We start from the raw sequence: 22,072 nt of genomic DNA, 5'->3' as shown, positions 1-22,072 counted from the left end.
CCAAACCGCACCATCTGCTTGTTTGGCAACTTTTCCTGTTTCGATTGAGAGGTTTTCACTCCCAAGCTGCATTTCAACTTTCAATATCTTTCCTCCTCACAATGTTCTACGGTGGTTTACTAGCTTCTCCTGCCTGAAATTGTGTCACGAATTCCAAGTTGAGTAATCAGATTACGATACCGTTGAACATCTTGTCTGTGCAGATAACGTAACAGACGACGTTGTTTGCTCACGAGTCTAAATAGTCCCTGTCTAGAATGATGGTCTTTCCTATGTGTCCGAAAATGTTCCGTCAACTCCCGGATGCGAGTCTGGATAATTGCCACCTGGACTTCTGGCGATCCGGTATCGCTATCATGGGTTTTATATGCGTTGACCAATTCTTTTTTTTCCTCTGCTGCAAGTGCCATACAAATTCACCTCCTTTTTCATCTTTTCTTTTCATACGCTATGCGTTTTTGAGATATACATATGGGTAAATATACCATAAACCAGAGTGATTTGTAAATTAAATTCTCTTTCGATCTAAGTGCGATTTAGCGGTATTGCGCATTTCTGTTCTTCATTCGCTTCAAAATAGCTTTAGCCAAAGTAACATCTTGCTCAATCTGATTAACCAACATCTCCGGGTTTGGAAATCTCTGTTCAGCTCGAATCTTTTCGATGAATGAGATTTCTATTTTTTTGCCGTATATCACTTTCTCAAAATCAAATAGGTGGGTTTCAATCTGGAATTTTTCTCCGTCAAATGTAGGTCTGGTCCCCATATTTAGCACGCCGGCGAACCTCCAGCCCTCCAATTTGACCTGTACGGCGTAAACTCCACTTGGCGGTAACATCTGATTTCCAGCATCAATGTTAGCAGTGGGAAACCCGATCTGTCTCCCACGCCCCTCGCCTTTTACTACCTCACCCATGATTGAGTATCGGCGTCCTAGAAGCTCAGATGCGAGGTCAAGGTTACCGCTTGCAATCGCTTCACGGACTCGTGTACTATGAACAGGTTTGCCGCGAATTTGTACGGGACCAACAATCATCACATCGAATTGATACTGATCCCCAAGTCTCTTCAGAGCATCGGCATTGCCAGACCGTCCTTTGCCAAACTGCCAATCATAGCCAACAATAACCTGTCTAGCATGTAATCGTTGCAGTAAAACTTGCTGAACAAAGGTATCGGGAGACATCTGCTGTAAATACGCGTCAAAGCGAGCAAAAACCACAGCATCAACACCGAGCTGCTCCAATATTTCAATCTTCTTTGGAAGGGGTGTCAGGGCTGGAGGACATCTTTCAGGAGCAAGGAAAGCCAAGGGAGGCGGGTCAAAGGTCAGCACAAAACTCGCTAGCTTGAATTTTTTTGCTTGAGTCAAAACCTGTTGGATGACCGCTTGATGTCCAACGTGTAGACCATCAAACACACCAACAGTAACAATAGACTCCCGAAACAATTCAGAAGGGGCTTCTAGATCATAGTAAATCTGCAAGATTCAATCTCCAGAGACCGACGATCAAAAATCATCGAGTCAATGCAACTGCCGATGCAGCATATCAGCCACCGCATCAATCGGGGTCACAGCCTGATAAGCAAATTCGGGGGTACGCTTAAGACGATCGAATGTGTGTGCCTCCTCGATTTTGAATACGCCCGAGCGTGTGCGGGTCAGTCCTGAAAGGTGGGCACCACAGCCCAAGGCTACTCCAATATCTGCAGCAAGCACTCGAATATACGTTCCTTTAGAACAAACAACTCGGAGATGAACTTCAGGAATATTACATAATAGCAACTCGATAGATTCAATGAAGACCCGTCTCGAACGGCGCTCAACCTCGATCCCTCGGCGTGCCAATTTGTACAGAGGTTTCCCTTTATGCTTTACCGCGGAAAACATTGGCGGCATCTGTTCGATTTCCCCAACAAACTGCTGACAGACGGATCGGATTTGATCGGGCGTTATCTGACTTGTATCCGCAGTTTTGATAATTTCTCCGTTGGCGTCAAGGGTATCTGTTGTAACACCCAAAATGAGCGTACCTTCATATTCTTTGGTGCCAGCTTGTAACGCCTCAAATAGTTTTGTGCCATCTCCCAGACAGATGAGCAAAACGCCAGTAGCATCGGGATCGAGTGTGCCGCCATGTCCCGCCTTTTTTACATTTAGTATGCGTTTCACGCAATCGACTGCTTGTCTTGAGGTAAGCTTTGGCGGCTTATTCAGATTAAGAACACCGTGAATGCCCATTGTCTATCAAGGGGTGGTTTACCGAAGCGGCCCAATTCACCCAAACACCCTCCTGTATGTATAACCGAAACAGTCAATTCCATGACTGACAGCAAAACCTAACCCAACCTCCTCACAAATCTTGATATGCCAGCGCCCATTGTAATTCAGATTTATCCATCCCTCATTCGTTGCTGCGTTATCCTCACTAGTTGTGCAATCGCCTCGCCACAGGGCGCATCGATCTCACAGCCGGCAGCGCGTTGATGTCCACCGCCTCCAAATATAGCAGCAATTTCGCCAACATCAACAGACACTTTGCTCCGCAGACTCGCCTTCGATTCACCATTTTTCTGCTCACTCACGAGGATTGCCACCTCAACAGTGTCAATTGAGCGGATATGATTGATAAATCCATCCACGTCGTCACGGGTTGTTGCAGTTTTACGAAACATCTCCTGCGTTGCATACAACCAGCCGATTTTACCATCAGGTGTCGTGCCAAGCGTTTGGAAAACTTCGCTAAGCAACTGAATCGTTCCAATCGGCAAACTCTCGTAGACAGCGCGATATACTTCATCAACGGAGATTCCTTCCTGAATTAGTTCTGCTGCAACGTGGTGAGCCATCGGTGTCGAATTTGAATACCGAAAACAGCCAGTATCAAACATAATCCCTGTGTAAAGGCAAAGCGCTCGTTCCTTTCCTATTGGAGTTCCGTGATGTTGGATCAACCGATAGATTATCTCAGATGTCGATGATGCATCAGTTTCGACGAGATTGTAATCTCCAAATGGCTCAGCAGAAGTATGATGATCAATGTTAACGGTTACTCTGGTCGGAATTAAGGAACGAGACAGGTATGCACCGATACGTCTCAACACCCCTGCATCAAGAACGACCAGAACTTCGGGAAAGTCCTCCTGAAAGGCTTTGACAGGCAAAATGGCATCGTGGAAGGGCAGAAATCTGTAATTCGGTGGCGCGGCATCTGTGTTAAAAATTTTGACCTGTTTTCTGAGGTCCTTGAGGAAGGAATAGAGCGCTAATTCAGATCCGAGTGCATCGCCATCCGGATTGACGTGTGTTGATAGTGCAAAAGACTGATATTGATCAAAGACCCGCAAAATTGCTTGATAATCTTCCATAACGGATGAACTAATCGGGTTTAATTACTTCGTCATCGGTAGGCGATGAAATTTCTTCTTGGGTATGAATTCGTTTGAGAAGGCGATCTATTCGCATTAACTGATCTACCGAATCGTCTAATTCAAAACGCAGTTCAGGTGCGTGGCGTAAGCCAATTCGTTGCACCACCTCACGCCGCAGGAAACCGGCGGCACTTTTAAGCCCCGTTATAGAATTCCGTTTCTGCTGCTTGTCCCCAACGACGCTCACCTTGACATCCGCATACCGCAGATCTGTAGAAACTTGAACTTGAGAAATAGTACAAAAACCGACTCGCGGATCTTTAAGTTCTCGTTGAATGATATCACTTAATTCTCTTTGTATGAGTACGCTCACGCGGTCAGTACGTCTTCCGGGCATCGTTTCCCTCAGATCCCATCTCATCAAGACAGAATTTCAATTTCGTAGTCTGTTAATTCTGCCAACAGGGCATCTTCAACAAAGTTAATAACATAAGATAAAACACGATTGAGGTGTTTCGTATCGTTTGAAACAGATACCACCCCAAGCACAGCTTGCTGATGCCTGTCAAGCCCATCAACCTCGGCGACAGCAATGTTAAAGCGATTTTTCAGGCGGTCAGTGATGCTTTTAACCACCTGCCGCTTCTGTTTGAGCGAATGGCTATCTGGAATTGTTAACCAGATCGTACAAACTCCAATATGCATAAGCACAATGTAGGCGACACACCTGAAACAACTTTAATCGCTTACCGGTACTATCTTCGCCTCTACCTCAATGAGCGTGGTATGCGCTCGTGGGTATAACACTCCAGTACATCGTCTACTTTGAAATCATCAAACGCACTGACACCGATACCGCACTCGTAGTTTGCCTGAACCTCAGTAACATCATCCTTAAAATGCCGCAACGAATCAACCTGTCCCTCGTAGATTAGGCGATTGTCTCGTAGGACGCGGAGGGCGTAGTTACGGATGATTCGCCCCCAATTCACATAACTGCCCGCAATCGTACCTATGCGCGGTGTCCTGAACAACTCTCGAACAATTCCTCGACCAACAACAACCTCTCGAACTTCAGGTTCAAGCAACCCTTCCATAGCCGATTTCACATCAGAAATTAGGTTGTAAATCACGCTGTAGGTCCGGACATCAATATCTTCGTTTTCTTTCGCGATTAAGGCACCCGTTGTGGGGTGGACATTAAAACCAACGACAATTGCGTTGGAGGCAGATGCTAGTAAAACATCCGTTTCGGTAATTCCCCCAACAGCTTGATGAATAACATTAATCTTAACTTCGTCTGTGCTTAATCCTTCCAAGGAATCAAAGACCGCTTCGACAGAACCTTGTACGTCACCTTTAACAATGACATTTAGCTCTTTAATATCGCCTTCCCGAATCCGTTCAAAGAGATCGTCCAAACTTACACGGCTTTGCGGTCCCAGTTGTGTCGCCCGATGTTGCTCTTGTCGAGATTCGCTAAGTGTTTTTGCATCTCTTTCAGAGTCAACTGCAGAAAATTGGTCTCCAGCCTCTGGCACACCTGTAAAGCCAAGCACCTCGACCGGGGTTGAGGGTGGTGCATCCTTCACACGCTGCCCTCGGTCATTTATCATGGCCCGAACTTTTCCGTAATAAAGACCCGCAACAAAGACATCACCAACATGCAAAGTCCCACTTTGGACAAGCACAGTCGCCACGGGGCCTCGTCCCTTATCCAATTTAGCCTCGGCAACTGTCCCACGAGCGGGCTTACTCGGATTGGCGTTAAGCTCAAGCAATTCTGCTTCAAGGAGGAGCATTTCTAATAACTCTTCAATGCCGATTCGTTCCTTCGCAGAGATTTCAACAAAAATCGTCTGTCCACCCCATTCTTCGGGGACGAGGTCATATTCTGCTAATTGCTGCTTGACATAATCTGGTCTAGCGTTTTCGACATCCATTTTGTTGAGTGCAACAAGGATTGGGACCCCCGCTGCTTTTGCGTGGTTGAGCGCTTCAACGGTCTGCGGCATCACGCCATCATCTGCTGCGACAACAAGCACGACAATATCAGTTACCTGTGCGCCCCGAGCACGCATCGCAGTAAACGCTGCGTGTCCCGGAGTGTCGAGAAAAACGACACTACCACTTTCCAATTCCACATGGTAAGCACCAATATGCTGGGTAATTTGCCCCGCCTCTGTATCCATGACATTTGACTGTCGGATGGCGTCTAGCAGGGATGTTTTACCGTGGTCAACATGCCCCATAATCGTAATAACAGGGGAACGTGCGACAAGACTTGCTGGATCATCAGGTTCGTCCTGAAGGATTTGCTCTTCGAGTGTCAATCTACGAACAGCCTCAAACCCAAATTGGTCGCTTATGACTTGTAGTGTCTTGTAGTCTAAGCGTTGATTAATGTTCGCCATGATCCCCAATTTCATGAGACGCATGATCATTTCTGTTCCCTTAAATCCTAGTTCGGAGGCAAGGAGACCAACAGTGACTCCTTCCTGGATTTGCGGCATAGTTGTGACCGCTTTTTCCTCACTGATTGCTGCGTCCTTTTTAGGTGGTTCTTTTTTTACCTCAACAACTTTTGATTCATCAATAGCGGAAACGGCTGCAACTTTTTTTGCTTTCTTTGTTTTCTTGTTCGTGCTAGATGACTCAACTTTGGGTTCAGGAGGTTCAGGGGGCGGTGGCTTTGCAGCGTTTCGTTCGGTCTCGATCAACCGGACAGTTTCGGCATCCAGCGTACTCATGTGGTTTTTGATGGGAATGCCATACTCATGTAACTCTTCAACAAATTCTTTGCTGCTTACCCCATATTGTTTTGCGAGTTCATAAACTCTAATTTTTTTATTTTCTGTTTGGGGACTTTCGCTCTGCTTGGTTTGACTATTTTTCACCATTTATACCTCCTCCACGTTTCTATGACTCACCAGACTAAGGAGTTCTTGTTTGAAAGAATCAATAACCTGCCTTGAGAGATTGCTTCGCAAATGGGCATTGATTTTCTGCGACTTGAAAGTGATATTAATGCACGCTTGTGATTGGCATACATAGGCACCACGTCCCGGCAACTTACCAGTTGGATCTGTTTGGAGGTTTCCCTCCGCATCCCGCACAAATCGAAGCAAATCTTTTTTGGGAACTTTACCCCGGCAGCCGATACAGGTGCGGATAGGTATCGCAGCCATGTGTCCCTCCTTAAACGATGAGCAATCGCAATCCTCTCGGTTAGCCTTAACCCGAAAGCATCTCCGATGCAGCGTGATGAATCTTCTCTGCCGTCTTGGCACCAATTCCCGGCAATGATGAGAGTTCTTCCAACGTTGCTTGAGCGATGGATTCAACTGTTGAAAAACCAGAATCTCTAAGAAGCTCAGCAGTTTTAGTGCCGACACCGTCTAACTCAGTTAAATCAAGTCCCGTTGGTGAGGACGAATCCGTCTCAACGGGTTTGAACAATTCTTCTGCAATTTCTTCCTTAAATTGTACATCCGCTTCAGATTCGCTTTTTATGTCGATTTTCCAGCCAGTTAGCTTCGCAGCGAGCCGCGCATTTTGTCCACGCCGACCAATCGCTAAGGATAGTTGATCATCCGGCACGATCACTTCTGCACTTGTATTTTCGTCATCAATGTTCACACGTACAACGGTAGCAGGTTGTAAGGCATTCGCAATAAAGACCGCAGAATCCTGATTCCATGGAAGGAGATCTATCTTCTCACCCTCTAACTCCCTTACAACTGTTTGAACACGAGACCCTTTGACCCCCACACAAGTGCCAACCGCGTCGATGCTCTCATCTGTCGCAATGACCGCGACCTTTGCACGATCCCCAGGATCGCGGGCAATTGCCATAATCCGCACTAGGCCATCATAAACCTCGGGAACTTCTATTTCAAACAAACGGGCGATTAGACCATTATGTGTACGTGAAAGGACAATTTGTGGTCCTTTTTGGTCTAAATTCACCTCCATGACTAAGCACTTCAGCGCATCACCTCGCCGATAATTGTGCGGGCGAGGCACTTCACTGTAAGGGAGGAGACCTTCTGTCCGTTCCAGGTCGAGGATCAGGTTACCCCGTTCAGTTCGTTGGAAGTAACCGGTGATAACTTCGCCTTCTTGTTCTTTATATTCCTGAAAGATCTGTTCTCGTTCTGCTTCTTTTATTTTTTGGACAAGGATCTGACGGGCCGTCTGGGCTTCAATCCTCCCAAATTCGCTTGGATCGATTTCAACCTCAATAACCTCATCTAGCTGGGCATCGGGTTTTATCTTTAATGCTTCCTCAATGGGGATTTCCGTAGCAAAGTGGTGCATAATCTCAACCACTTTTTTCGGGACAAAACATCGAATATTCCCCAACTCGGGATCAATTTTAATCGACACACCTCGTGTCGAGCCGTAGCGCCGCTTGGCTGCTGAGTATAGTGCTGCTTCGATCGCTTCAATAAAGATTGCCTGCGGCAGCTCCGTCTGATCCATAATCTGACGAACGGTCATGACTAGATCATTATTCATTGTGTAAACTCCCCCATCCATCCAAAACTTTACCACATCAGTTGGATTTGGGCTTGAACAATATCGGAAATTACAATTTGAACCGTCTTTCCAGAAAACAGGGTCAGGAAGATTTTTCCATCGCTGACTTGGTTTAAGGTGCCGTTGAATTGTGAACAATCTTCGGTCGTGGTGGACACCTCTACTTGGACCTTTTGCCCCAAATTCCTGCGGAAATCGGCTTCTGTAATAAGCGGTCGATTCAGTCCCGGCGAAGCGACTTCAAGACTGTATGTGCCTAGTATCATGTCATGCACATCGAGAATCGGGTTCGCAATTCGACTCACCTGCTGGCAATCTTCGATACTTATACCACCGGGCTTATGAATCAAAAGTTTTAACGTCTGACTATCAACTTGATATTCGACATCAACTAGCTCAATCCCTTCATCAGCCAAAACAGGTGATAATAGATCGGAAACTGAGACCGTTAATGAAGATAGCATAATAGTAACTACGCCTGAGGTTGGGCTTCTTTAGTGGCAGACACCAACGCGCTTTCGAGAAGATCGGATTTAAATCGATTTAACATCCTCTAGCTTCGTCTGTACCCAATCTCTTAATAAAAATAATAAAGAGCGGGAAACCGCACCCCACTCTTAAAAAAATAGAAGATTGACGTACTCCCAAACCTAAAGGATTGGGAGTCGTACCCGTTCCTTCAGGAGTCGAATTGTGCTATCAACGATACTTGTCCCGATCCAATCGGGATCTTACGGTATCTCCTTCAAAGGACAACGTCCTGCCCTTTTGAGCGTCCCCACTCAACTGTTTGCGTTTACATAGTACGCTGTAGGTACTGGATGACACCCCCATGCAAACGGCTAAACTCATTCTCAAACTTAACGTTCGGGACCGACCGCCTTTTAGCAGCTAACCGTGCCGAGTCGTTACCTCTGGTTCTCGTGTCTTTGCACTCAAACGGTTATCCGATTCCGTCTATTTGAAAAGTCATTTTGATGATTTTGTTTCACAAGAAGTACCTTTCGGTGAGAATCTCTCCTTGGGGTTGATAAAAAAAAATCGCTAAAGCAATCTGTATCCCTATTTACACCCCACACCGGTCCGATTCACAGGTTTGGCAGGGCACTGACAGGTGAAAAAAATATTTTCAATGACCTAGACGGGGATTCATAATTGGCGGGTGTGCCGAGAACCCCGATGGCTACTATACTTCAGCGGTTTTACAGATGTGTGCTATGCTAAACCGGTTGCCTTGAAAGGTTTGTTGACCTGCCATATTCGCATCGACTAAGGTTTGCTGATACCATATTAACTTCGATTAAGGTTTGCCGACCTGTCATATTCGCATCGTTTTATGAGCAAGATTCCACATAAGTGTCAATATGCTCTAGTAACTTGGGTTATCTAGATGAAACATCAAAAGATAATACACAAAAAAACCGCGATTGGCTTTCCTCTTGAGAAGGATTTCTCGCGGCAGGTTAAATAGTATCATAAGGGGCGGAATTATGCAAGAAAAAATGGCAATTTGCCAAGGCCTTCCCATCGATTAATAAAAAAACGCCGTGTGCCAAGTTTGAATCTTTGAGGCACGCGGCGTTTTACCAACTGCTAAGTTTGGAAAACTATGCGATGCTATTAAAAATTACTTGGAGTGGGCTGGATCGGAATTTCCTTAGGCTTTTCTTTTTCGATGCTGGCAGCCTTGAGCGAGGCGTGTTTCATATCACCTAACCGGACAATACGAACTTGTGGTGATATCGGGCGCGTCAACTCCGCAGGTGGTGGCTCTGTTGAATTAAAAAACGTCAACTTGACCATAAAGACTGTTAACATCAAGTAAAAAAGCATCGCGGTGTAGTTGACAAAGGTGGGATGGGGGCCCAATTTCATCGCCACAAGGATACGTGCAATTGGATTTACTAGAAAATCCAAGATCGAACGCCGGCGAGTTTGGCAAATTTGGGTCTGAATACGCTCGACAAGCTCTGGTGGAGGAACAGGATCCGGAATACTTTCGAGCACAGCGGCTGTGTGTAACATCTCCTCATATTCATTTTGGCAAACCTCGCATTCGAGGAGATGTCGTCTGTACTCAATCCTTTTTCGATCTGTTAGATCCGGCTGTCGATGTAGACTAAAATGTTCGATAACTTGCTTACAGTCGAGACTCATATCCGTCCCTTTTCTATATTTTTCGATCGGAATAAGTGTCCGTATAACATTTGCTTAATCCGAATTCCTACACAACTTCGGTTCTGCTTATAGGGCTATTTGCATCGTCGGCTTAGTGGAGGTTTAAGCCTTCGAGTTTTGACTTAAGGTTCCTCACGGCTGCATTCAAGCGTGAGGCAACTGTACCTTCTGAGCAATCAAGCAACTCGGCAATTTCACGATATTTCATTTGCTGCATATAGAACAGAGTAACAACTATCCGCTGTTTCGAGGGTAATTGATCAATCGCCTGTTGTACCAACTGGTCACGCTCTGTTTTCAGGAGGACTCGATCCGGAGAATCGCTCGCATATTGTCCGCCTCTTTCCTGAACATCCCTCGTATAGGAGGTTAATGTACGCTCACGGGAATCTGACCGACGTTTGTACTGTTGGCAAACGTTGATTCCAACTCGGTACAACCATGTCAAAAACTTCGACTGGAATTGGAAGGATTCGATAGATTTGTAAGCTTCAAGAAACGCTTCCTGCGTCGCATCCGAGGCATCATCGGGGTTGCCAAGCATCCGATAAGCAAGTCCATAAATCCTAGCATGGTGGCGTTGGACCAATTCATTGAACGCTTCGGCATCTCCTTCAATTGTTTTCTGAACGTAGATTTCGTCGGGAATCATCGGTCTGCCCACTTAAACGTTGGAGTCAGTACCATTATAGCATTGGTGAGACTATTTTACAATTTTCTTCAAATAAAACATGAAAACGCATTTAGCAACATCTTAGTTACACTATGAGTTGGGCTGCAATAGCTTTTCAATGCTATGACACGGGAGCACGAGATTTTCTTATTGACTTCCCGACCTGAATTTGTATAATGGAGGCTATTTGGGGAATCCTGTATTCAAAAATTTCAGACCCCCGTCGATAATTCGATTGAATAAGATTCTCCGTAGAAACGAGGCTGCTGAGAAGGAGCGATTCTAATGCGGATTGACTGTCAAAGCCACATATTTCCTAGGGCGTATATTGATGTGCTTGCCCAAAACCCCCATCCACCGCAGATTGAACTGCTACGCACAGCGCGAGATAACTCCGATGAATCGGCTTGTTCAGATGTCTCGATCGGGAAACGAAGCAGTCGGCGTGAAATCTCGAACATCTCGGACGTACAGCACGGCGACGAGTTTGTTATCACTTACGGTGATGTCCAGCAGTTTCGGCTGCAGGAGGAGATGTACCTTCCCAAACGAAAACTTCAGGACATGGATAGGGCAGGTATTGACATAGCACTTATCAGTACCAATATCCCGGGCCCCTGTATGCTCGTTCCCGATTTGGCAATCAAAGGTGCACAGGCAATTAACAATGCGATTGCGGAAATGATACAGCAACACCCTGACCGATTTGCGGGACTTGCCAGCCTCCCTTGGCAGGATGTGGACGCCACCATTGATGAGATGAACCGAGTACACAACCTAGGTTTCTGTGGCGTAATGCTGTATTCACACATCGGTGGACGCCCGGTGGATGCCCCTGCTTTCGACCCGATCTACAGACATGCTCAAGCGAAGGAGTTGCCGATTGTCTTGCACCCCACCGTCCCAACATGGGGTGAGGCAATCAAGGACCACTCGATGATTCCTATGATGGGGCTGCAGGTGGACACCAGTTTTGCACTTTTACGACTGATACTCGGCGGCGTGCTTGAACGGCATCCTAGGTTAAAGGTTGTCATGCCCCATGTGGGCGGCGTTTTGCCGTACATGATGGGGCGGATTGAGCATCAAACGGAGGTGATGGGACGCGGGCGTGAACACATTAAACAGCCTCCAAGTGCCTACATGCGTCGCATTTATTTGGACACCGTTTCTCCGTCTGCACAAGCACTTCAATACGCATACGATTTTTCTGGACCACAGTATCTGGTGTTTGGCACCGATCATCCTTGGGTTGATCCGCAAATTTTTGTGACACTCATTGAGGAAATGGATATCCCCGATGCCGAAAAAATGCAAATCTTTGGTGGCAACGCCGCAGAATTGTTTGGTCTTGAAACGTAATAGAACTTACGCACATTGAACAGAAAATTGGCATATTTTGCTGAAAAAGCGCTGGTTGTATTTAACCCCCTAAATCCCCCTTATCAGGGGGACTTAAAGAGGAAATGCGTAAGTCCTACGTAATATCCGATATATAGACCTGCTGGATTTTCCAAGCTGACAGGTCTAAGACCTCAAAATGGGAAGCTTCAAAACCGAAATGGTTTGAAAGGAAACCGTGACTATGAACTGGCAAGAACAGCATCCGTGGGCGGGAGTATTTCCCGCAACCCTCTGTCCATTTCATGAAGATGAATCAATTGATGAAGAGGGGTTGCGGGCATATATGCACGAACTTGCAGCTGTCGATGGTATCAAAGGACTTGTCTGTAATGGGCATACCGGCGAGATTACATCGTTGCGTCCGAGTGAGCGCGCGCGTGTGACAGCGATTGTTGCCGAAGAAGCCAAAGGCCAGGTAAAGGTTGTCTCTGGCGTAAGTGCTGAAGGCAGCCTAGAGGCGATTGACTATGCCATCGCCGCAAAGGAAGCGGGTGGCGATGCGATTTTACTGATGCCCCCGCATCACTGGTTACGTTTTGGTCGTACGAGTGAAACGGCAATCGGCTTTTTTCAGGATGTTGCCGAAAGAGCAGACATTCGCATCATCGTCCACCAATATCCTGCCTGGACAAAGGCAAGCTATAGCCTCGCAGAAATGTTGGAACTCGTGAAAATCCCACAGGTGGTGTGTATCAAGATGGGGACTCGTGACATGGCACGTTGGCGCTGGGACTATGAGCAACTGAAAGAAGCGGCACCCGATGTTCCTATCTTAACCTGTCACGATGAGTATCTGCTTGCTTCGCTATTGGAAGGCTGTGATGGCGCCCTAATCGGCTTTGCCGGATTTGTACCAGAGTTGATGGTAGAGGTGGTGCACTCTGCTCTTAATGGCGACCTGATAGGTGCCCGCAAAGCGCGACAGCTAGTGGATCCGCTATCTCGAATTGTGTACAACTTCGGTGAGCCGAGCGGCGATGCACATCAACGGATGAAGTGTGCGCGCTGGTTGATGGGCAAGTTCCCCTCTATGACGATGCGTCGTCCACTCCGTCCATTGCCTGACACGGAAATTGCCAAGATCCGCCGGAATCTTGAGACCATTGGCTACGAGTGTGTACACTAGCAGATTGACAAGTCGTTGACCACTAGTAACCATTCGGAAGGTTCGGTACAATTGAGGAAAAAATATGTCTAATCTGAAGCAAGAATTATTTGAAATTGATGTATACGGTTTCACAATCCTTGAGAACGTTCTGACTCCTGATGAATTGATGGAGATGAGAGAGATCCTGATTCGATTGATAGGGGAAAAGGGTGTCGATCGAGGAGACTGTATACATATCTCGAACCTGCCGACAATGGATCCGATCTTTTTCAAGACGATTGACCATCCGAGAGTCTTGCCACTACTTGAAGGAACAATGACCAATCGTGTACCTCTGATTCTCGGCAGTCTTAACGCTCGCATCGTCCGTCCTGGCGATCCGGTGCAACGTCTGCATGGTGATATCCTTGAGGATCTAATGAAGAAAGACGGGAAGAATCCCGTCATGATGAACACGGTCTGGATGCTGGACGATTTTACAGCGGAGATTGGGGCGACCCGGATCGTTCCCGGCACACACAAAAGTGGGATAAATCCCCCACCTGAAGACAGATCGATTAAGCATGTATTGACAGCAACCGCACCGGCGGGAAGTGTTCTTGTTTTTAACGGTCAATGTTGGCATGGTGGCGGTGCGAATACCGGTGATCGGGATCGTCATGCAATTTTTGGGCACTACAGGATTGGCCCTATGATGCGGTTTCAACTTGACCCACACCATCGATTCCCGGAGGAGTGGCTAGATTTACTCACAGATCGGCAAAAGCAACTGCTACGGATGGAGAATGGGGTGGGTGTGCCACACGGCGCGGATCATTACGAATGAATTAGAGCTCAAAGCGTAAAACGTGAGGCGTAAAACGTGAAAGTGCTTTGTTCATTGGTTCATTAGTCCATTGGTTCATTACTAAACGAGTGAACTCATCAACTCAATCGGTTTCGGTTGCACCATTTCTTTATATGAGCTAATCTGATAAATATCTATCCAGTGTTATGATCATTTTAAGGGATAATTTATGTCACGCTTGAAGTATGCCCTCATCGGCTATGGTCGTCGAGGTCGATCACATATCGAAACCGCCGCAGCGTTGAAAGAGACCTTTGAAATTGTAGCAGTTTGCGATGCTCATACGGCATCAGCAGAGGAAGGGGCGACACAGTTCAACGTGAGTGCTTACACCGATGTTCGTGAGATGGTTGAACGTGAGCAACCGGAGGTCTGTGATATTGTCGTACCCGCAGAACTTCATCATGTGGTATCTTGCTATTTATCGCGTTGCGGCATCCATCACAACGTCGAGACGCCCCTTGCACCGACGCTTGGATTGATGGATCTGATGATTGAGACTGCTGCCGAACACAGCGTCAAACTGCAAACCTCCGAAAACTTTCCGTTTGTCCCAGTTGAACAATTTGTTTGCAAACTCATCCGTGGAAATGTCATCGGACCTGTCCACAAATGTTACCGCCTCTTTTCAACGACAGGGTATCACGGTTTGGCTGCGATACGGTGCCGGCTGGATGCTACGCCTGTTGCTGTTAGCAGCATCAGTCATACGATGCCCGTTGTTCCCTATGTTGACCATGCCAAACGTGGCTTCAATACCGAAAGCCTTGAATTCTACGCTGTCGATTTCGATAACGGGGGCATCGGAATTGCGATGGTCGGTAATAAAAACAGCCGTCTCGGTCGGAACTCACTGGTCGGTTTCGAGACCTGTGGCGAGCGCGGTACGATTGTGACTAACGGCAATCAGAGCGCATCGGGCGGGGAAACGGTTAACGTTTGCACCGCTGAAGATATCGCGGAGCGTGCGGGTCAGGCGAGGACTTACGAATTTCAGCGTGAATATGCTGCATCAAAGGTCATTAAGCGGATCTTTGTCGAACTACCGGACGAATTGGGCGGAACGATTGAATGGGGGAATCCGTATTTGGAGGTGGGACTCCCAGAGCATAACATCTCATTGGCAACGATGCTTGATGGGATCGGGCGCGCTGTGCGGGAGGATGTTGATCCACTCTGGACGGGTGAGATGGGTCGAGCGGATCAGGAGATGGTTTTGGCTGCCGACAGATCAATTCGGATGAATCGGCAGCCGGTTGCGCTGCCTTTGCCACAGGATCCATGTGAGGAAGAAGCGTTTGACAGGAATTTTGAGCAGCGATTTGGTGTCCCTCCCCGTGAAGATTTGGAGAAAGCGTTAACAGTCAATTTCAAGGCACGGTAAGCGGCAGCTCGACAGCCTTGATAAGATTGCAGCACTATTCAGAGTAATTTCAAAAATTAAAAAAGGATATCAATCTATGAACGATGCGGAAAAATATCTGTTCGATCTCAACGGTTACCTCGTCATTGAGGACGTCCTCACGCCTGATGAGGTTGCCCTTGCTAATGAAGCCATTGACCGTCATTGGGACGAGGGACGCACCCGTCCCCGCGATCAGGCCTTAGACGGTGGTTCCCCTGCACTTAGAGGTGATAAGGGGCGCGGGGAACTGGGCAACATGCTCAATTGGGAAGAACCTTGGTGCAATCCCTTTCGAGAGATGTTAGCACACCCGCGAATTGTCCCTTATCTTAACCAAATCCTTGGCAGAGGCTTTCGGATGGATCACCACATGTTTCTGCTGTCAATGGAAAAAGGGGCGGAGGGGTTTATTTTTCATGGATCTTCGGGGCCGGGTTTCGATCCAAACCAATATTACATCTTCCGCAATGGTCAGATGCACTGTGGACTGACAGTTGTGGCGGTCCAGCTCACGGATGTAAACCCGGGTGACGGTGGATTGATAGTGATTCCGGGCAGCCACAAGAGCAATTTTTCATGTCCTCAAGAAATTCGGCGTTATGAGAGCTATCAGGAACATGTTCGGCAAGTTGTGTGCAAAGCCGGCGGTGTCATCATCTTCACAGAAGCGGTGACGCACGGGACGCTGCCTTGGACATCGGCTGAACCACGTCGGTCGATATTGACTCGCTATACGGCGGGCAACCTAGCGTATGTTCCGGCCTATTCCGTACCTGAATGGGCAAATGAGAGGCAGCGAGCGGTGATGGAACCACCGTATCATACACGGTTAGATCGACCTGTGTTAGAGGAATAGATACAAGAATCTCTCAGAATTTATCAACATAAGGAAAAGATGTCCAAAGGCGCAATTTACCCATCGGAAGCCAAGACATTTCAGGATGCATGCACCGGTGCGAAGATTCGGCAGGTAACTGATCATCCCTCAATTCATCACCACCCCTTCTTTTTCATTCCCGCGTATGATGATGCCATGCGGTGGTTGATCTTCATCTCATGCCGTACCGGTTCACCCCAGATCTTTGCTGAAGAGCGTTCTACTGGCTCGCTTATCCAACTGACGGATCGCCCGGATCTCAGCAATTGGTCGATCTACCCCTCGCACGGTGGACATGCTGTTTTCTTCACAGCAGGCACAAGCGCGTGGCGGTTAGATCTTGAGACGTTTGAAGAACGGGAGTTGGTCAATTTTGCCGTAACACAGAGAGGAGAGGAAGGTACAGTCTCTCCCGCAGCGGGAACAACAGGGTTAAGTTATGACGATCGGTGGTGGGCCGTACGCTTCAACGTTGACGGGGGCTCAGCGTTAGCAATTATTAACACTGAAACAGGCGAACACGAAACCATCCTTCGGCGTGACAGTGTTGGTCATTTACAATTCTGTCCGGACGATTCAAACTTGCTTTTCTACGCCGGTCCACTCACTGACCGTGTCTGGATAATTCGGCGGGATGGTAGCGACAACCGCCGGCTGTACGCCCGTAATGTTGAAAAAAACGAATGGATCACCCATGAGTCGTGGATTCCCCGCACACGCGAGTTGGCATTCGTTGATTGGCCTCACGGTATTCGTTGCGTCCATGTGGACACAGGCGCAGAGCGACGTGTCACCTCCTGTAATGCTTGGCACGCAATCTGTAACCGTCAAGGCACACTGATGGTTGCCGACACAAACTTTCCCGACATTGGTCTTCAGCTTTTCGATCCGCGTGATGGGGTCGGAGAACCGGTGACACTGTGCTACTCAAAAGCATCATCTATCGGTGAACACTGGAACGGTCCATTTCCGTATGCGAAGGGGCCAGTTAAGGTCCACGCCGAGCAACATACCCACCCGCACCCCTCTTTCAGTCCTGATGGGAGAATAGTAGTTTACACATCGGATCGCACTAGACACAGTCAGGTATATGAGGTTGAAATTCCAGACAGATTTATAGTTTTTTAGACCCATCTCCTAAAAGTAGTCAATAGCTGATCGGCAGAAGAATCTTGTCCGTTGAAAATTGTCTATGGTAGAATATAGACACCCTACCAAATATAATTCAAGAACTGATGTATCATGAGATAATTACGGTGAGATATGAGAGCTGTTATCCAACGTGTTAAATCTGCTAGTGTAACCGTCGAAGGGAAGGTTGTCTCAGAAATTCAAAAGGGATTGCTCGTTTTTCTCGGCGTCGCTCAAGAGGATACCCGCGCCGATGTCGATTATATGGCAAGCAAAATCGCCAATCTCCGAATCTTTGAAGATGACGAAGGACGAATGAATTTGTCAATTTTAGATGTTGATGGCGAAGCCCTTGTCGTCTCTCAATTCACACTCTATGGGGATTGCCGCAAGGGGAGACGCCCTAGCTTCATTCACGCCGCCCGTCCTGAAAAAGCAGATCCGCTCTACCAAGCATTTATGGACGAGATCTCGCGGTTGGGGGTGCCTGTCAAGGCTGGCATATTTCAGGCGATGATGGATGTCGAACTGATTAACGATGGACCTGTCACGATGATGCTAGATAGCAATAAACTGTTTTGACCCATAAATGCTTTGATTTTGGGAAGGAAGATATTATGGAACGTAAAATGGAACTTGGCTTGTACCTATTCGGTGAAGTGGACGAGGAATGGCTAACCTTTGTCAATCAACTGGGTGTTGAGGCTGTGGTTATGGCTAACCCTCGACTGCCGGGCGATGGTCGTTGGGAATTTATGGACCTACTACAGATGCGGACGGCGATCGAAAATGTGGGTCCCCGGCTCGCCGCCATTGAGAATGTTCCACCTTCTTTTTATGACAAAATCATGCTCGGCTTACCCGGACGAGATGAGCAGATTGAGAATATGGCAGCTACCATCCGCAATATGGGAGCCGCGGGCATTGATACTTTTGGCTATCATTGGATGCCCAACAGTGTGTGGCGGACTTCCAACACAACGCCCACTCGGGGAGGTGCGACAGTTACCAGTTTTGATATGGAACTTGTTAAAGATGCACCGCTCTCCCACGGACGGGTCTTCACCGAAGAAGAGATGTGGGAATATTACGAATACTACATGAAGGCGATTCTCCCTGTCGCAGAGGAGGCAGGCGTGCGACTCGCGCTCCATCCCGATGACCCACCGGTCAAATCTCTTGGGGGGATACCCCGTCTGTTTCGTAGTTTTGAAGGTTTCAAGCACGGTATATCGCTCGTTGACAGCCCCATGCACGGTCTTGATTTTTGTGTGGGTTCTTGGTCTGAGATGGGCCCTGGGGTAATTGATGCCGTGCGCTATTTTGGACAGCGCGATCGGATTTTCTACGTCCATTTCCGGGATGTGCAGGGGTATGTCCCCAAATTTGCGGAATCCTTCGTAAATGACGGAAACTGCGATATGTTTGAGGTAATGCAGGCATTGAAGGAAAGTGGATTTAATGGTTGGATGATTACAGATCATGTTCCGAACATGATAAACGATACGCCGCAGGGGCACCGTGCACGTGCTTTTACGATTGGTTATATGGCAGCATGTCTTGAGAGATTGAACGCAGCCGACTGAAAAATATTCTTCGGGAAAATTACAGATTCTTGAACCAAACGAAAGGTTCATGAATAAAAACTAAGGGAGGTGCAACTTTGACAGGATAAACTGTCATAAGTTGAAAAGCAATGAACGGATCACAGTCAACACAAATATCATCTCTCAATGAAGTGGTTGAAGAACTGAAGGAAAGATTGACGGATGGTTTGGTCGCAGTCGTGCTCTTTGGCTCACGGGCACGAGGCGATGCCCACGAAGAAAGCGATTGGGATGTCCTTGTAATTGCTCGTAACCTACCAGATCGCCTATTCCGTCGTCATGCCTTCCTGAAAGCGCAACTGCCGCCTAGGTGGCGTGCTGCTATTTCCCTCTTGGCAAAAACACCAGAAGAATTTGAGGCATCATTGCCATCTTTTTACTTGGACATCGCCCTAGATGGAATTGTGCTCTATGATCCCTACCGTTATATGCAGGAAAAACTAACCCATTTGCAGAAATTAATTCATAAGAAAGGACTGCGACGAGAAAAAATCGAGGGGAGTTTTGCTTGGCAGTGGGATAAGTTTCCCGGTTTCGGTTGGTCTATCGAATGGGACACGGAGATGTGATGAGGTCCTCAGACGCACAGTACCGCTTTAGAATCGCACAGGGGTTCCTAGAGGAGAGTCGTCAAGACGTTACATTGACACGTTGGCGTTCTGCGGTAGACAACGCACAATTGGCAACAGAAAATGCAGCTAAATCTGTGTTAGCTTTGGTGGGGCCTGTAGGCAGAACCCATTAACCCGCTTTGTTATTGCGTCAAGCGTTGCAAATATTTTCTCCGTCTTACCAACAATACATTGAGAGACTTTCTGAACAAGCTGAGATGTTAGGCTTTGATGTACATGTACAGACTGACTATGGTGATGAAATGGAAGGGGTCACGCCTTGGGAATTATTCAATGAAGATGATGCTCACAGCGCACTGGCTATCGCTGAAGAAGCAGTGAGGCTAGCACAATTGATAATCGAAGCACTCAACCAATGAAAATTTTTGAGTTTATCCGCAGTGGTCAGCATGATGTGTGCGCCTGCAATACTACTTCATACAAATTGGTGGTAAGTTGCCAAATGGACGGTGTATGTTTTGAGTAGAACTCGAATTCTCTACGTTATCGATTCTATGGGCAGAGGCGGGGCTGAGACGCAGTTGCTCAAGACCTTAGCGCGACTACCGGCAGATCGATTTGAAGCCTTTATCGTGTTAAGTCGTGAACCCGGTGCTTCCTATGACCAGCTTGCAGCACTCCCGATCGTCCAAGAAATTATTGTCCTGCATGATACAAGTCGCTTTAACTCCGAAGCTCATCGAGACAGATTTCCCATACTGTCTTTGATGCAGAAGGCTTTTAGGCTAGCAGCTATTATAAAATTGGTGAAACCGGCGATTATCCACAGTTGGCTTTGGTATTCCAATCTTCTCTGTGGCATTGTTCGCCAATTTTCTCTAACCCCATTAGGGAGAAATCCATCGTACTCTCTAATCGTTTCACAGCGAGGCGACTATTATGCGAGATATGGTCGCACAAGGCTGTGGCTGACAGAAAAACTCATCTACCGCCACGCCGATGTCCTTTTAACCAATTCCGATCGCATCCGTGACAACCTTCGGCACCGTTACCCCGACAAACGTATCCTAGCAATTCGGAATCTACTCGATTTGCCCGATTTGCCCCCACAATCGCCTTCTGACACTCCACCGCTGTGGCACATCGTGAGTGTCGGTCGGTTGACAGTGGAAAAAGGGTACCAGTATCTCATCGAAGCGTTGTATCTGCTCAACACAAAATTCAACCGACAAAACTTCACAGCGACAATCCTCGGAGATGGCACATTGAGAACGAACTTAGCGCAGCTTACAGATGCCCGGTTTCTGCGACGATATTTTTTCTGTACTATCGACCGCACACCTTTTCGTCCTGCCATCGCTGCATGAAAGTTCGCCAAATGCTCTCATCGAAGCGATGGGGGTTGGACTCCCTTGCATCGCTTCAGGTGTCGGGGGTGTTCTCGATCTCATTGACCACCAAGAAAATGGGCTACTTATTCCACCACGGGCGAGCGGAGCATTGGCGGAGGCAATCAATGATATCTTAACTAATCGCGAATTGGCGGTATATCTAGGACGAAACGCGAGGCGAAAAATTGAGAGGATGTTTGATAACGATGGGTCTATCCAGCAGCTGCAAGCAGTTTATCAGGATTGCCTTTGTATGAATTCCTAAACACACCCTTAATAGCATAAAGGAGGATAGTTCATGACAAGTCAGCCGATCAAACTTGGCGTCGTTGGCTGTGGGTTTACAGGCAGGCAAACGATTTTCGCAACCACTGTAATGTCGCGTATGACCACTGTTGCGCTAGCAGACCTCGACCCCACTCGGCGTGAAGAGGTCGCCGGAGAATACGCTGTGCCACGCGCCTACGCCGATTACCGAGAGGTTCTTGCAGACAGCGACATCGACGCGGTATATCTCGGTACTGCCCCCGATGTGCGTCTGCCAATGGTGCTTGAGACACTCGCTGCGGGTAAGCACGCGCTGGTCCAGAAGCCTCATGCGATTCGGGCAGATGAGATTACGGAGATGGCGGAGGCGGCAACAGCGGCAGGCAAGACGTTGCAATTCTGCTATTTCATGCGGCACTTCCCTAACAATCGCCAGATTCGTCGGGCGGTGCTCAGCGGTAAGATTGGAGACCCGTATCATGCGCGGATCTTTGGGAAATACAATCATATCCCGCCACTGAACGACAGCTATCGTTGGTTGCACGTCTATGGTCAGAAAGGTGGATCGTTAGGGCAGCACTATTCTCATGAGTTAGACCTCGCGTGGTGGTGGATGGGTTGTCCGAAGCCGATGTGGGCGTTTGGTGCCAAGCATGTGGTCTATCCGGCATACGATGGTCCCGAAGGTGCCGCTGAT

The 22,072-nt window shown here is 47.7% G+C and carries 26 protein-coding genes and 1 pseudogene (1 of these 27 cut by a window edge); 14 read left to right on the top strand and 13 right to left on the bottom strand.

Going from position 1 to position 22,072, the window contains the following annotated elements:
* From pnp to J4G02_00820, 13 genes and pseudogenes are all read right to left on the bottom strand, one after another.
* A pseudogene (pnp, locus tag J4G02_00880) lies at window positions 1-72 on the bottom strand (polyribonucleotide nucleotidyltransferase) (it extends 2,134 nt beyond the left edge of the window).
* A gap of 47 nt (window positions 73-119) precedes the next feature.
* The gene (rpsO, locus tag J4G02_00875; GenBank protein ID MCE2393149.1) at window positions 120-410 is read right to left on the bottom strand and encodes a 30S ribosomal protein S15; all 291 of its coding nucleotides are present in this window, start codon (window positions 408-410) and stop codon (window positions 120-122) included.
* A 126-nt stretch (window positions 411-536) separates the two neighbouring features.
* Window positions 537-1,487, bottom strand: a complete 951-nt coding sequence (locus J4G02_00870) for a bifunctional riboflavin kinase/FAD synthetase (protein MCE2393148.1) — start codon at window positions 1,485-1,487, stop codon at window positions 537-539.
* A 39-nt stretch (window positions 1,488-1,526) separates the two neighbouring features.
* Window positions 1,527-2,243, bottom strand: a complete 717-nt coding sequence (gene truB / locus J4G02_00865) for a tRNA pseudouridine(55) synthase TruB (protein ID MCE2393147.1) — start codon at window positions 2,241-2,243, stop codon at window positions 1,527-1,529.
* Window positions 2,244-2,395: 152 nt separating this feature from the next.
* Window positions 2,396-3,370, bottom strand: coding sequence for a bifunctional oligoribonuclease/PAP phosphatase NrnA (locus J4G02_00860; GenBank protein MCE2393146.1), 975 nt, complete (start codon window positions 3,368-3,370; stop codon window positions 2,396-2,398).
* A gap of 10 nt (window positions 3,371-3,380) precedes the next feature.
* Complete coding sequence (gene rbfA / locus J4G02_00855; protein ID MCE2393145.1) at window positions 3,381-3,770, bottom strand: 30S ribosome-binding factor RbfA; 390 nt, start codon at window positions 3,768-3,770, stop codon at window positions 3,381-3,383.
* 23 nt (window positions 3,771-3,793) lie between these two features.
* Window positions 3,794-4,084, bottom strand: a complete 291-nt coding sequence (locus J4G02_00850) for a DUF503 domain-containing protein (protein ID MCE2393144.1) — start codon at window positions 4,082-4,084, stop codon at window positions 3,794-3,796.
* A 56-nt stretch (window positions 4,085-4,140) separates the two neighbouring features.
* Complete coding sequence (gene infB, locus J4G02_00845; GenBank protein MCE2393143.1) at window positions 4,141-6,273, bottom strand: translation initiation factor IF-2; 2,133 nt, start codon at window positions 6,271-6,273, stop codon at window positions 4,141-4,143.
* Window positions 6,274-6,561 carry a YlxR family protein gene (locus J4G02_00840; protein MCE2393142.1) on the bottom strand — a complete coding sequence of 96 codons (288 nt, stop codon included), beginning with the start codon at window positions 6,559-6,561 and terminating at the stop codon, window positions 6,274-6,276.
* A 46-nt stretch (window positions 6,562-6,607) separates the two neighbouring features.
* Window positions 6,608-7,894, bottom strand: coding sequence for a transcription termination/antitermination protein NusA (gene nusA, locus J4G02_00835; protein MCE2393141.1), 1,287 nt, complete (start codon window positions 7,892-7,894; stop codon window positions 6,608-6,610).
* 29 nt (window positions 7,895-7,923) lie between these two features.
* Window positions 7,924-8,379 (bottom strand): ribosome maturation factor RimP, encoded by a 456-nt coding sequence (locus tag J4G02_00830; protein MCE2393140.1) that lies wholly within the window; start codon window positions 8,377-8,379, stop codon window positions 7,924-7,926.
* A gap of 1,156 nt (window positions 8,380-9,535) precedes the next feature.
* Window positions 9,536-10,072 carry a hypothetical protein gene (locus tag J4G02_00825; protein MCE2393139.1) on the bottom strand — a complete coding sequence of 179 codons (537 nt, stop codon included), beginning with the start codon at window positions 10,070-10,072 and terminating at the stop codon, window positions 9,536-9,538.
* Window positions 10,073-10,184: 112 nt separating this feature from the next.
* Window positions 10,185-10,745, bottom strand: coding sequence for a sigma-70 family RNA polymerase sigma factor (locus J4G02_00820; GenBank protein MCE2393138.1), 561 nt, complete (start codon window positions 10,743-10,745; stop codon window positions 10,185-10,187).
* Window positions 10,746-11,051: 306 nt separating this feature from the next.
* Here J4G02_00820 and J4G02_00815 point away from each other — a divergent pair, with 306 nt between their 5' ends.
* The 14 genes from J4G02_00815 to J4G02_00750 form a co-directional block, all read left to right on the top strand.
* Window positions 11,052-12,128, top strand: a complete 1,077-nt coding sequence (locus tag J4G02_00815; GenBank protein MCE2393137.1) for an amidohydrolase — start codon at window positions 11,052-11,054, stop codon at window positions 12,126-12,128.
* A 223-nt stretch (window positions 12,129-12,351) separates the two neighbouring features.
* On the top strand, window positions 12,352-13,296 hold the full coding sequence (locus J4G02_00810) for a dihydrodipicolinate synthase family protein (protein MCE2393136.1): 945 nt from the start codon (window positions 12,352-12,354) through the stop codon (window positions 13,294-13,296).
* 64 nt (window positions 13,297-13,360) lie between these two features.
* Window positions 13,361-14,104 carry a phytanoyl-CoA dioxygenase family protein gene (locus J4G02_00805; GenBank protein MCE2393135.1) on the top strand — a complete coding sequence of 248 codons (744 nt, stop codon included), beginning with the start codon at window positions 13,361-13,363 and terminating at the stop codon, window positions 14,102-14,104.
* Window positions 14,105-14,294: 190 nt separating this feature from the next.
* Complete coding sequence (locus J4G02_00800) at window positions 14,295-15,509, top strand: Gfo/Idh/MocA family oxidoreductase (GenBank protein MCE2393134.1); 1,215 nt, start codon at window positions 14,295-14,297, stop codon at window positions 15,507-15,509.
* A gap of 76 nt (window positions 15,510-15,585) precedes the next feature.
* Window positions 15,586-16,386, top strand: coding sequence for a phytanoyl-CoA dioxygenase family protein (locus tag J4G02_00795; protein MCE2393133.1), 801 nt, complete (start codon window positions 15,586-15,588; stop codon window positions 16,384-16,386).
* Between the two features lie 39 nt (window positions 16,387-16,425).
* Entirely contained in the window at window positions 16,426-17,535 is a 1,110-nt protein-coding gene (locus J4G02_00790) for a PD40 domain-containing protein (GenBank protein ID MCE2393132.1), read from the top strand.
* 135 nt (window positions 17,536-17,670) lie between these two features.
* Window positions 17,671-18,120, top strand: a complete 450-nt coding sequence (gene dtd, locus J4G02_00785) for a D-tyrosyl-tRNA(Tyr) deacylase (GenBank protein MCE2393131.1) — start codon at window positions 17,671-17,673, stop codon at window positions 18,118-18,120.
* A 35-nt stretch (window positions 18,121-18,155) separates the two neighbouring features.
* The gene (locus tag J4G02_00780; protein ID MCE2393130.1) at window positions 18,156-19,124 is read left to right on the top strand and encodes a mannonate dehydratase; all 969 of its coding nucleotides are present in this window, start codon (window positions 18,156-18,158) and stop codon (window positions 19,122-19,124) included.
* Between the two features lie 110 nt (window positions 19,125-19,234).
* Window positions 19,235-19,714: a nucleotidyltransferase domain-containing protein gene (locus J4G02_00775; GenBank protein MCE2393129.1), complete on the top strand. Its 480-nt coding sequence runs from the start codon at window positions 19,235-19,237 to the stop codon at window positions 19,712-19,714.
* Complete coding sequence (locus J4G02_00770; protein MCE2393128.1) at window positions 19,714-19,890, top strand: HEPN domain-containing protein; 177 nt, start codon at window positions 19,714-19,716, stop codon at window positions 19,888-19,890. Before J4G02_00775 ends, J4G02_00770 begins: the two co-directional genes overlap by 1 nt.
* A gap of 84 nt (window positions 19,891-19,974) precedes the next feature.
* Complete coding sequence (locus tag J4G02_00765) at window positions 19,975-20,136, top strand: hypothetical protein (GenBank protein ID MCE2393127.1); 162 nt, start codon at window positions 19,975-19,977, stop codon at window positions 20,134-20,136.
* A gap of 99 nt (window positions 20,137-20,235) precedes the next feature.
* Entirely contained in the window at window positions 20,236-21,084 is an 849-nt protein-coding gene (locus tag J4G02_00760) for a glycosyltransferase (GenBank protein MCE2393126.1), read from the top strand.
* On the top strand, window positions 21,011-21,373 hold the full coding sequence (locus J4G02_00755; GenBank protein MCE2393125.1) for a glycosyltransferase: 363 nt from the start codon (window positions 21,011-21,013) through the stop codon (window positions 21,371-21,373). The genes J4G02_00760 and J4G02_00755 overlap by 74 nt, the downstream gene beginning before the upstream one ends.
* A 33-nt stretch (window positions 21,374-21,406) precedes the next feature.
* Window positions 21,407-22,072, top strand: a 666-nt coding sequence (locus J4G02_00750; GenBank protein MCE2393124.1) for a Gfo/Idh/MocA family oxidoreductase, incomplete at its 3' end; no start/stop codon positions are given.

Source organism: Candidatus Poribacteria bacterium (assembly GCA_021295755.1).
Taxonomy (GTDB): domain Bacteria; phylum Poribacteria; class WGA-4E; order WGA-4E; family PCPOR2b; genus PCPOR2b.
The sequence above is the reverse complement of the archived record's forward strand: the minus strand, read 5'-3'. Positions and strand labels throughout refer to the sequence as shown.

What these genes read in the sequence shown, in the direction of transcription:
- rpsO (MCE2393149.1), bottom strand. Translation starts at nt 410, where the DNA reads ATGGCACTTGCAGCAGAGGAAAAAAAAGAATTGGTCAACGCATATAAA.
- truB (MCE2393147.1), bottom strand. Translation starts at nt 2,243, where the DNA reads ATGGGCATTCACGGTGTTCTTAATCTGAATAAGCCGCCAAAGCTTACC.
- J4G02_00860 (MCE2393146.1), bottom strand. Translation starts at nt 3,370, where the DNA reads ATGGAAGATTATCAAGCAATTTTGCGGGTCTTTGATCAATATCAGTCT.
- rbfA (MCE2393145.1), bottom strand. Translation starts at nt 3,770, where the DNA reads ATGCCCGGAAGACGTACTGACCGCGTGAGCGTACTCATACAAAGAGAA.
- infB (MCE2393143.1), bottom strand. Translation starts at nt 6,273, where the DNA reads ATGGTGAAAAATAGTCAAACCAAGCAGAGCGAAAGTCCCCAAACAGAA.
- J4G02_00840 (MCE2393142.1), bottom strand. Translation starts at nt 6,561, where the DNA reads ATGGCTGCGATACCTATCCGCACCTGTATCGGCTGCCGGGGTAAAGTT.
- nusA (MCE2393141.1), bottom strand. Translation starts at nt 7,894, where the DNA reads ATGAATAATGATCTAGTCATGACCGTTCGTCAGATTATGGATCAGACG.
- J4G02_00830 (MCE2393140.1), bottom strand. Translation starts at nt 8,379, where the DNA reads ATGCTATCTTCATTAACGGTCTCAGTTTCCGATCTATTATCACCTGTT.
- J4G02_00825 (MCE2393139.1), bottom strand. Translation starts at nt 10,072, where the DNA reads ATGAGTCTCGACTGTAAGCAAGTTATCGAACATTTTAGTCTACATCGA.
- J4G02_00820 (MCE2393138.1), bottom strand. Translation starts at nt 10,745, where the DNA reads ATGATTCCCGACGAAATCTACGTTCAGAAAACAATTGAAGGAGATGCC.
- J4G02_00815 (MCE2393137.1), top strand. Translation starts at nt 11,052, where the DNA reads ATGCGGATTGACTGTCAAAGCCACATATTTCCTAGGGCGTATATTGAT.
- J4G02_00810 (MCE2393136.1), top strand. Translation starts at nt 12,352, where the DNA reads ATGAACTGGCAAGAACAGCATCCGTGGGCGGGAGTATTTCCCGCAACC.
- J4G02_00805 (MCE2393135.1), top strand. Translation starts at nt 13,361, where the DNA reads ATGTCTAATCTGAAGCAAGAATTATTTGAAATTGATGTATACGGTTTC.
- J4G02_00800 (MCE2393134.1), top strand. Translation starts at nt 14,295, where the DNA reads ATGTCACGCTTGAAGTATGCCCTCATCGGCTATGGTCGTCGAGGTCGA.
- J4G02_00795 (MCE2393133.1), top strand. Translation starts at nt 15,586, where the DNA reads ATGAACGATGCGGAAAAATATCTGTTCGATCTCAACGGTTACCTCGTC.
- J4G02_00790 (MCE2393132.1), top strand. Translation starts at nt 16,426, where the DNA reads ATGTCCAAAGGCGCAATTTACCCATCGGAAGCCAAGACATTTCAGGAT.
- dtd (MCE2393131.1), top strand. Translation starts at nt 17,671, where the DNA reads ATGAGAGCTGTTATCCAACGTGTTAAATCTGCTAGTGTAACCGTCGAA.
- J4G02_00780 (MCE2393130.1), top strand. Translation starts at nt 18,156, where the DNA reads ATGGAACGTAAAATGGAACTTGGCTTGTACCTATTCGGTGAAGTGGAC.
- J4G02_00775 (MCE2393129.1), top strand. Translation starts at nt 19,235, where the DNA reads ATGAACGGATCACAGTCAACACAAATATCATCTCTCAATGAAGTGGTT.
- J4G02_00770 (MCE2393128.1), top strand. Translation starts at nt 19,714, where the DNA reads ATGAGGTCCTCAGACGCACAGTACCGCTTTAGAATCGCACAGGGGTTC.
- J4G02_00765 (MCE2393127.1), top strand. Translation starts at nt 19,975, where the DNA reads ATGTTAGGCTTTGATGTACATGTACAGACTGACTATGGTGATGAAATG.
- J4G02_00755 (MCE2393125.1), top strand. Translation starts at nt 21,011, where the DNA reads ATGCCCGGTTTCTGCGACGATATTTTTTCTGTACTATCGACCGCACAC.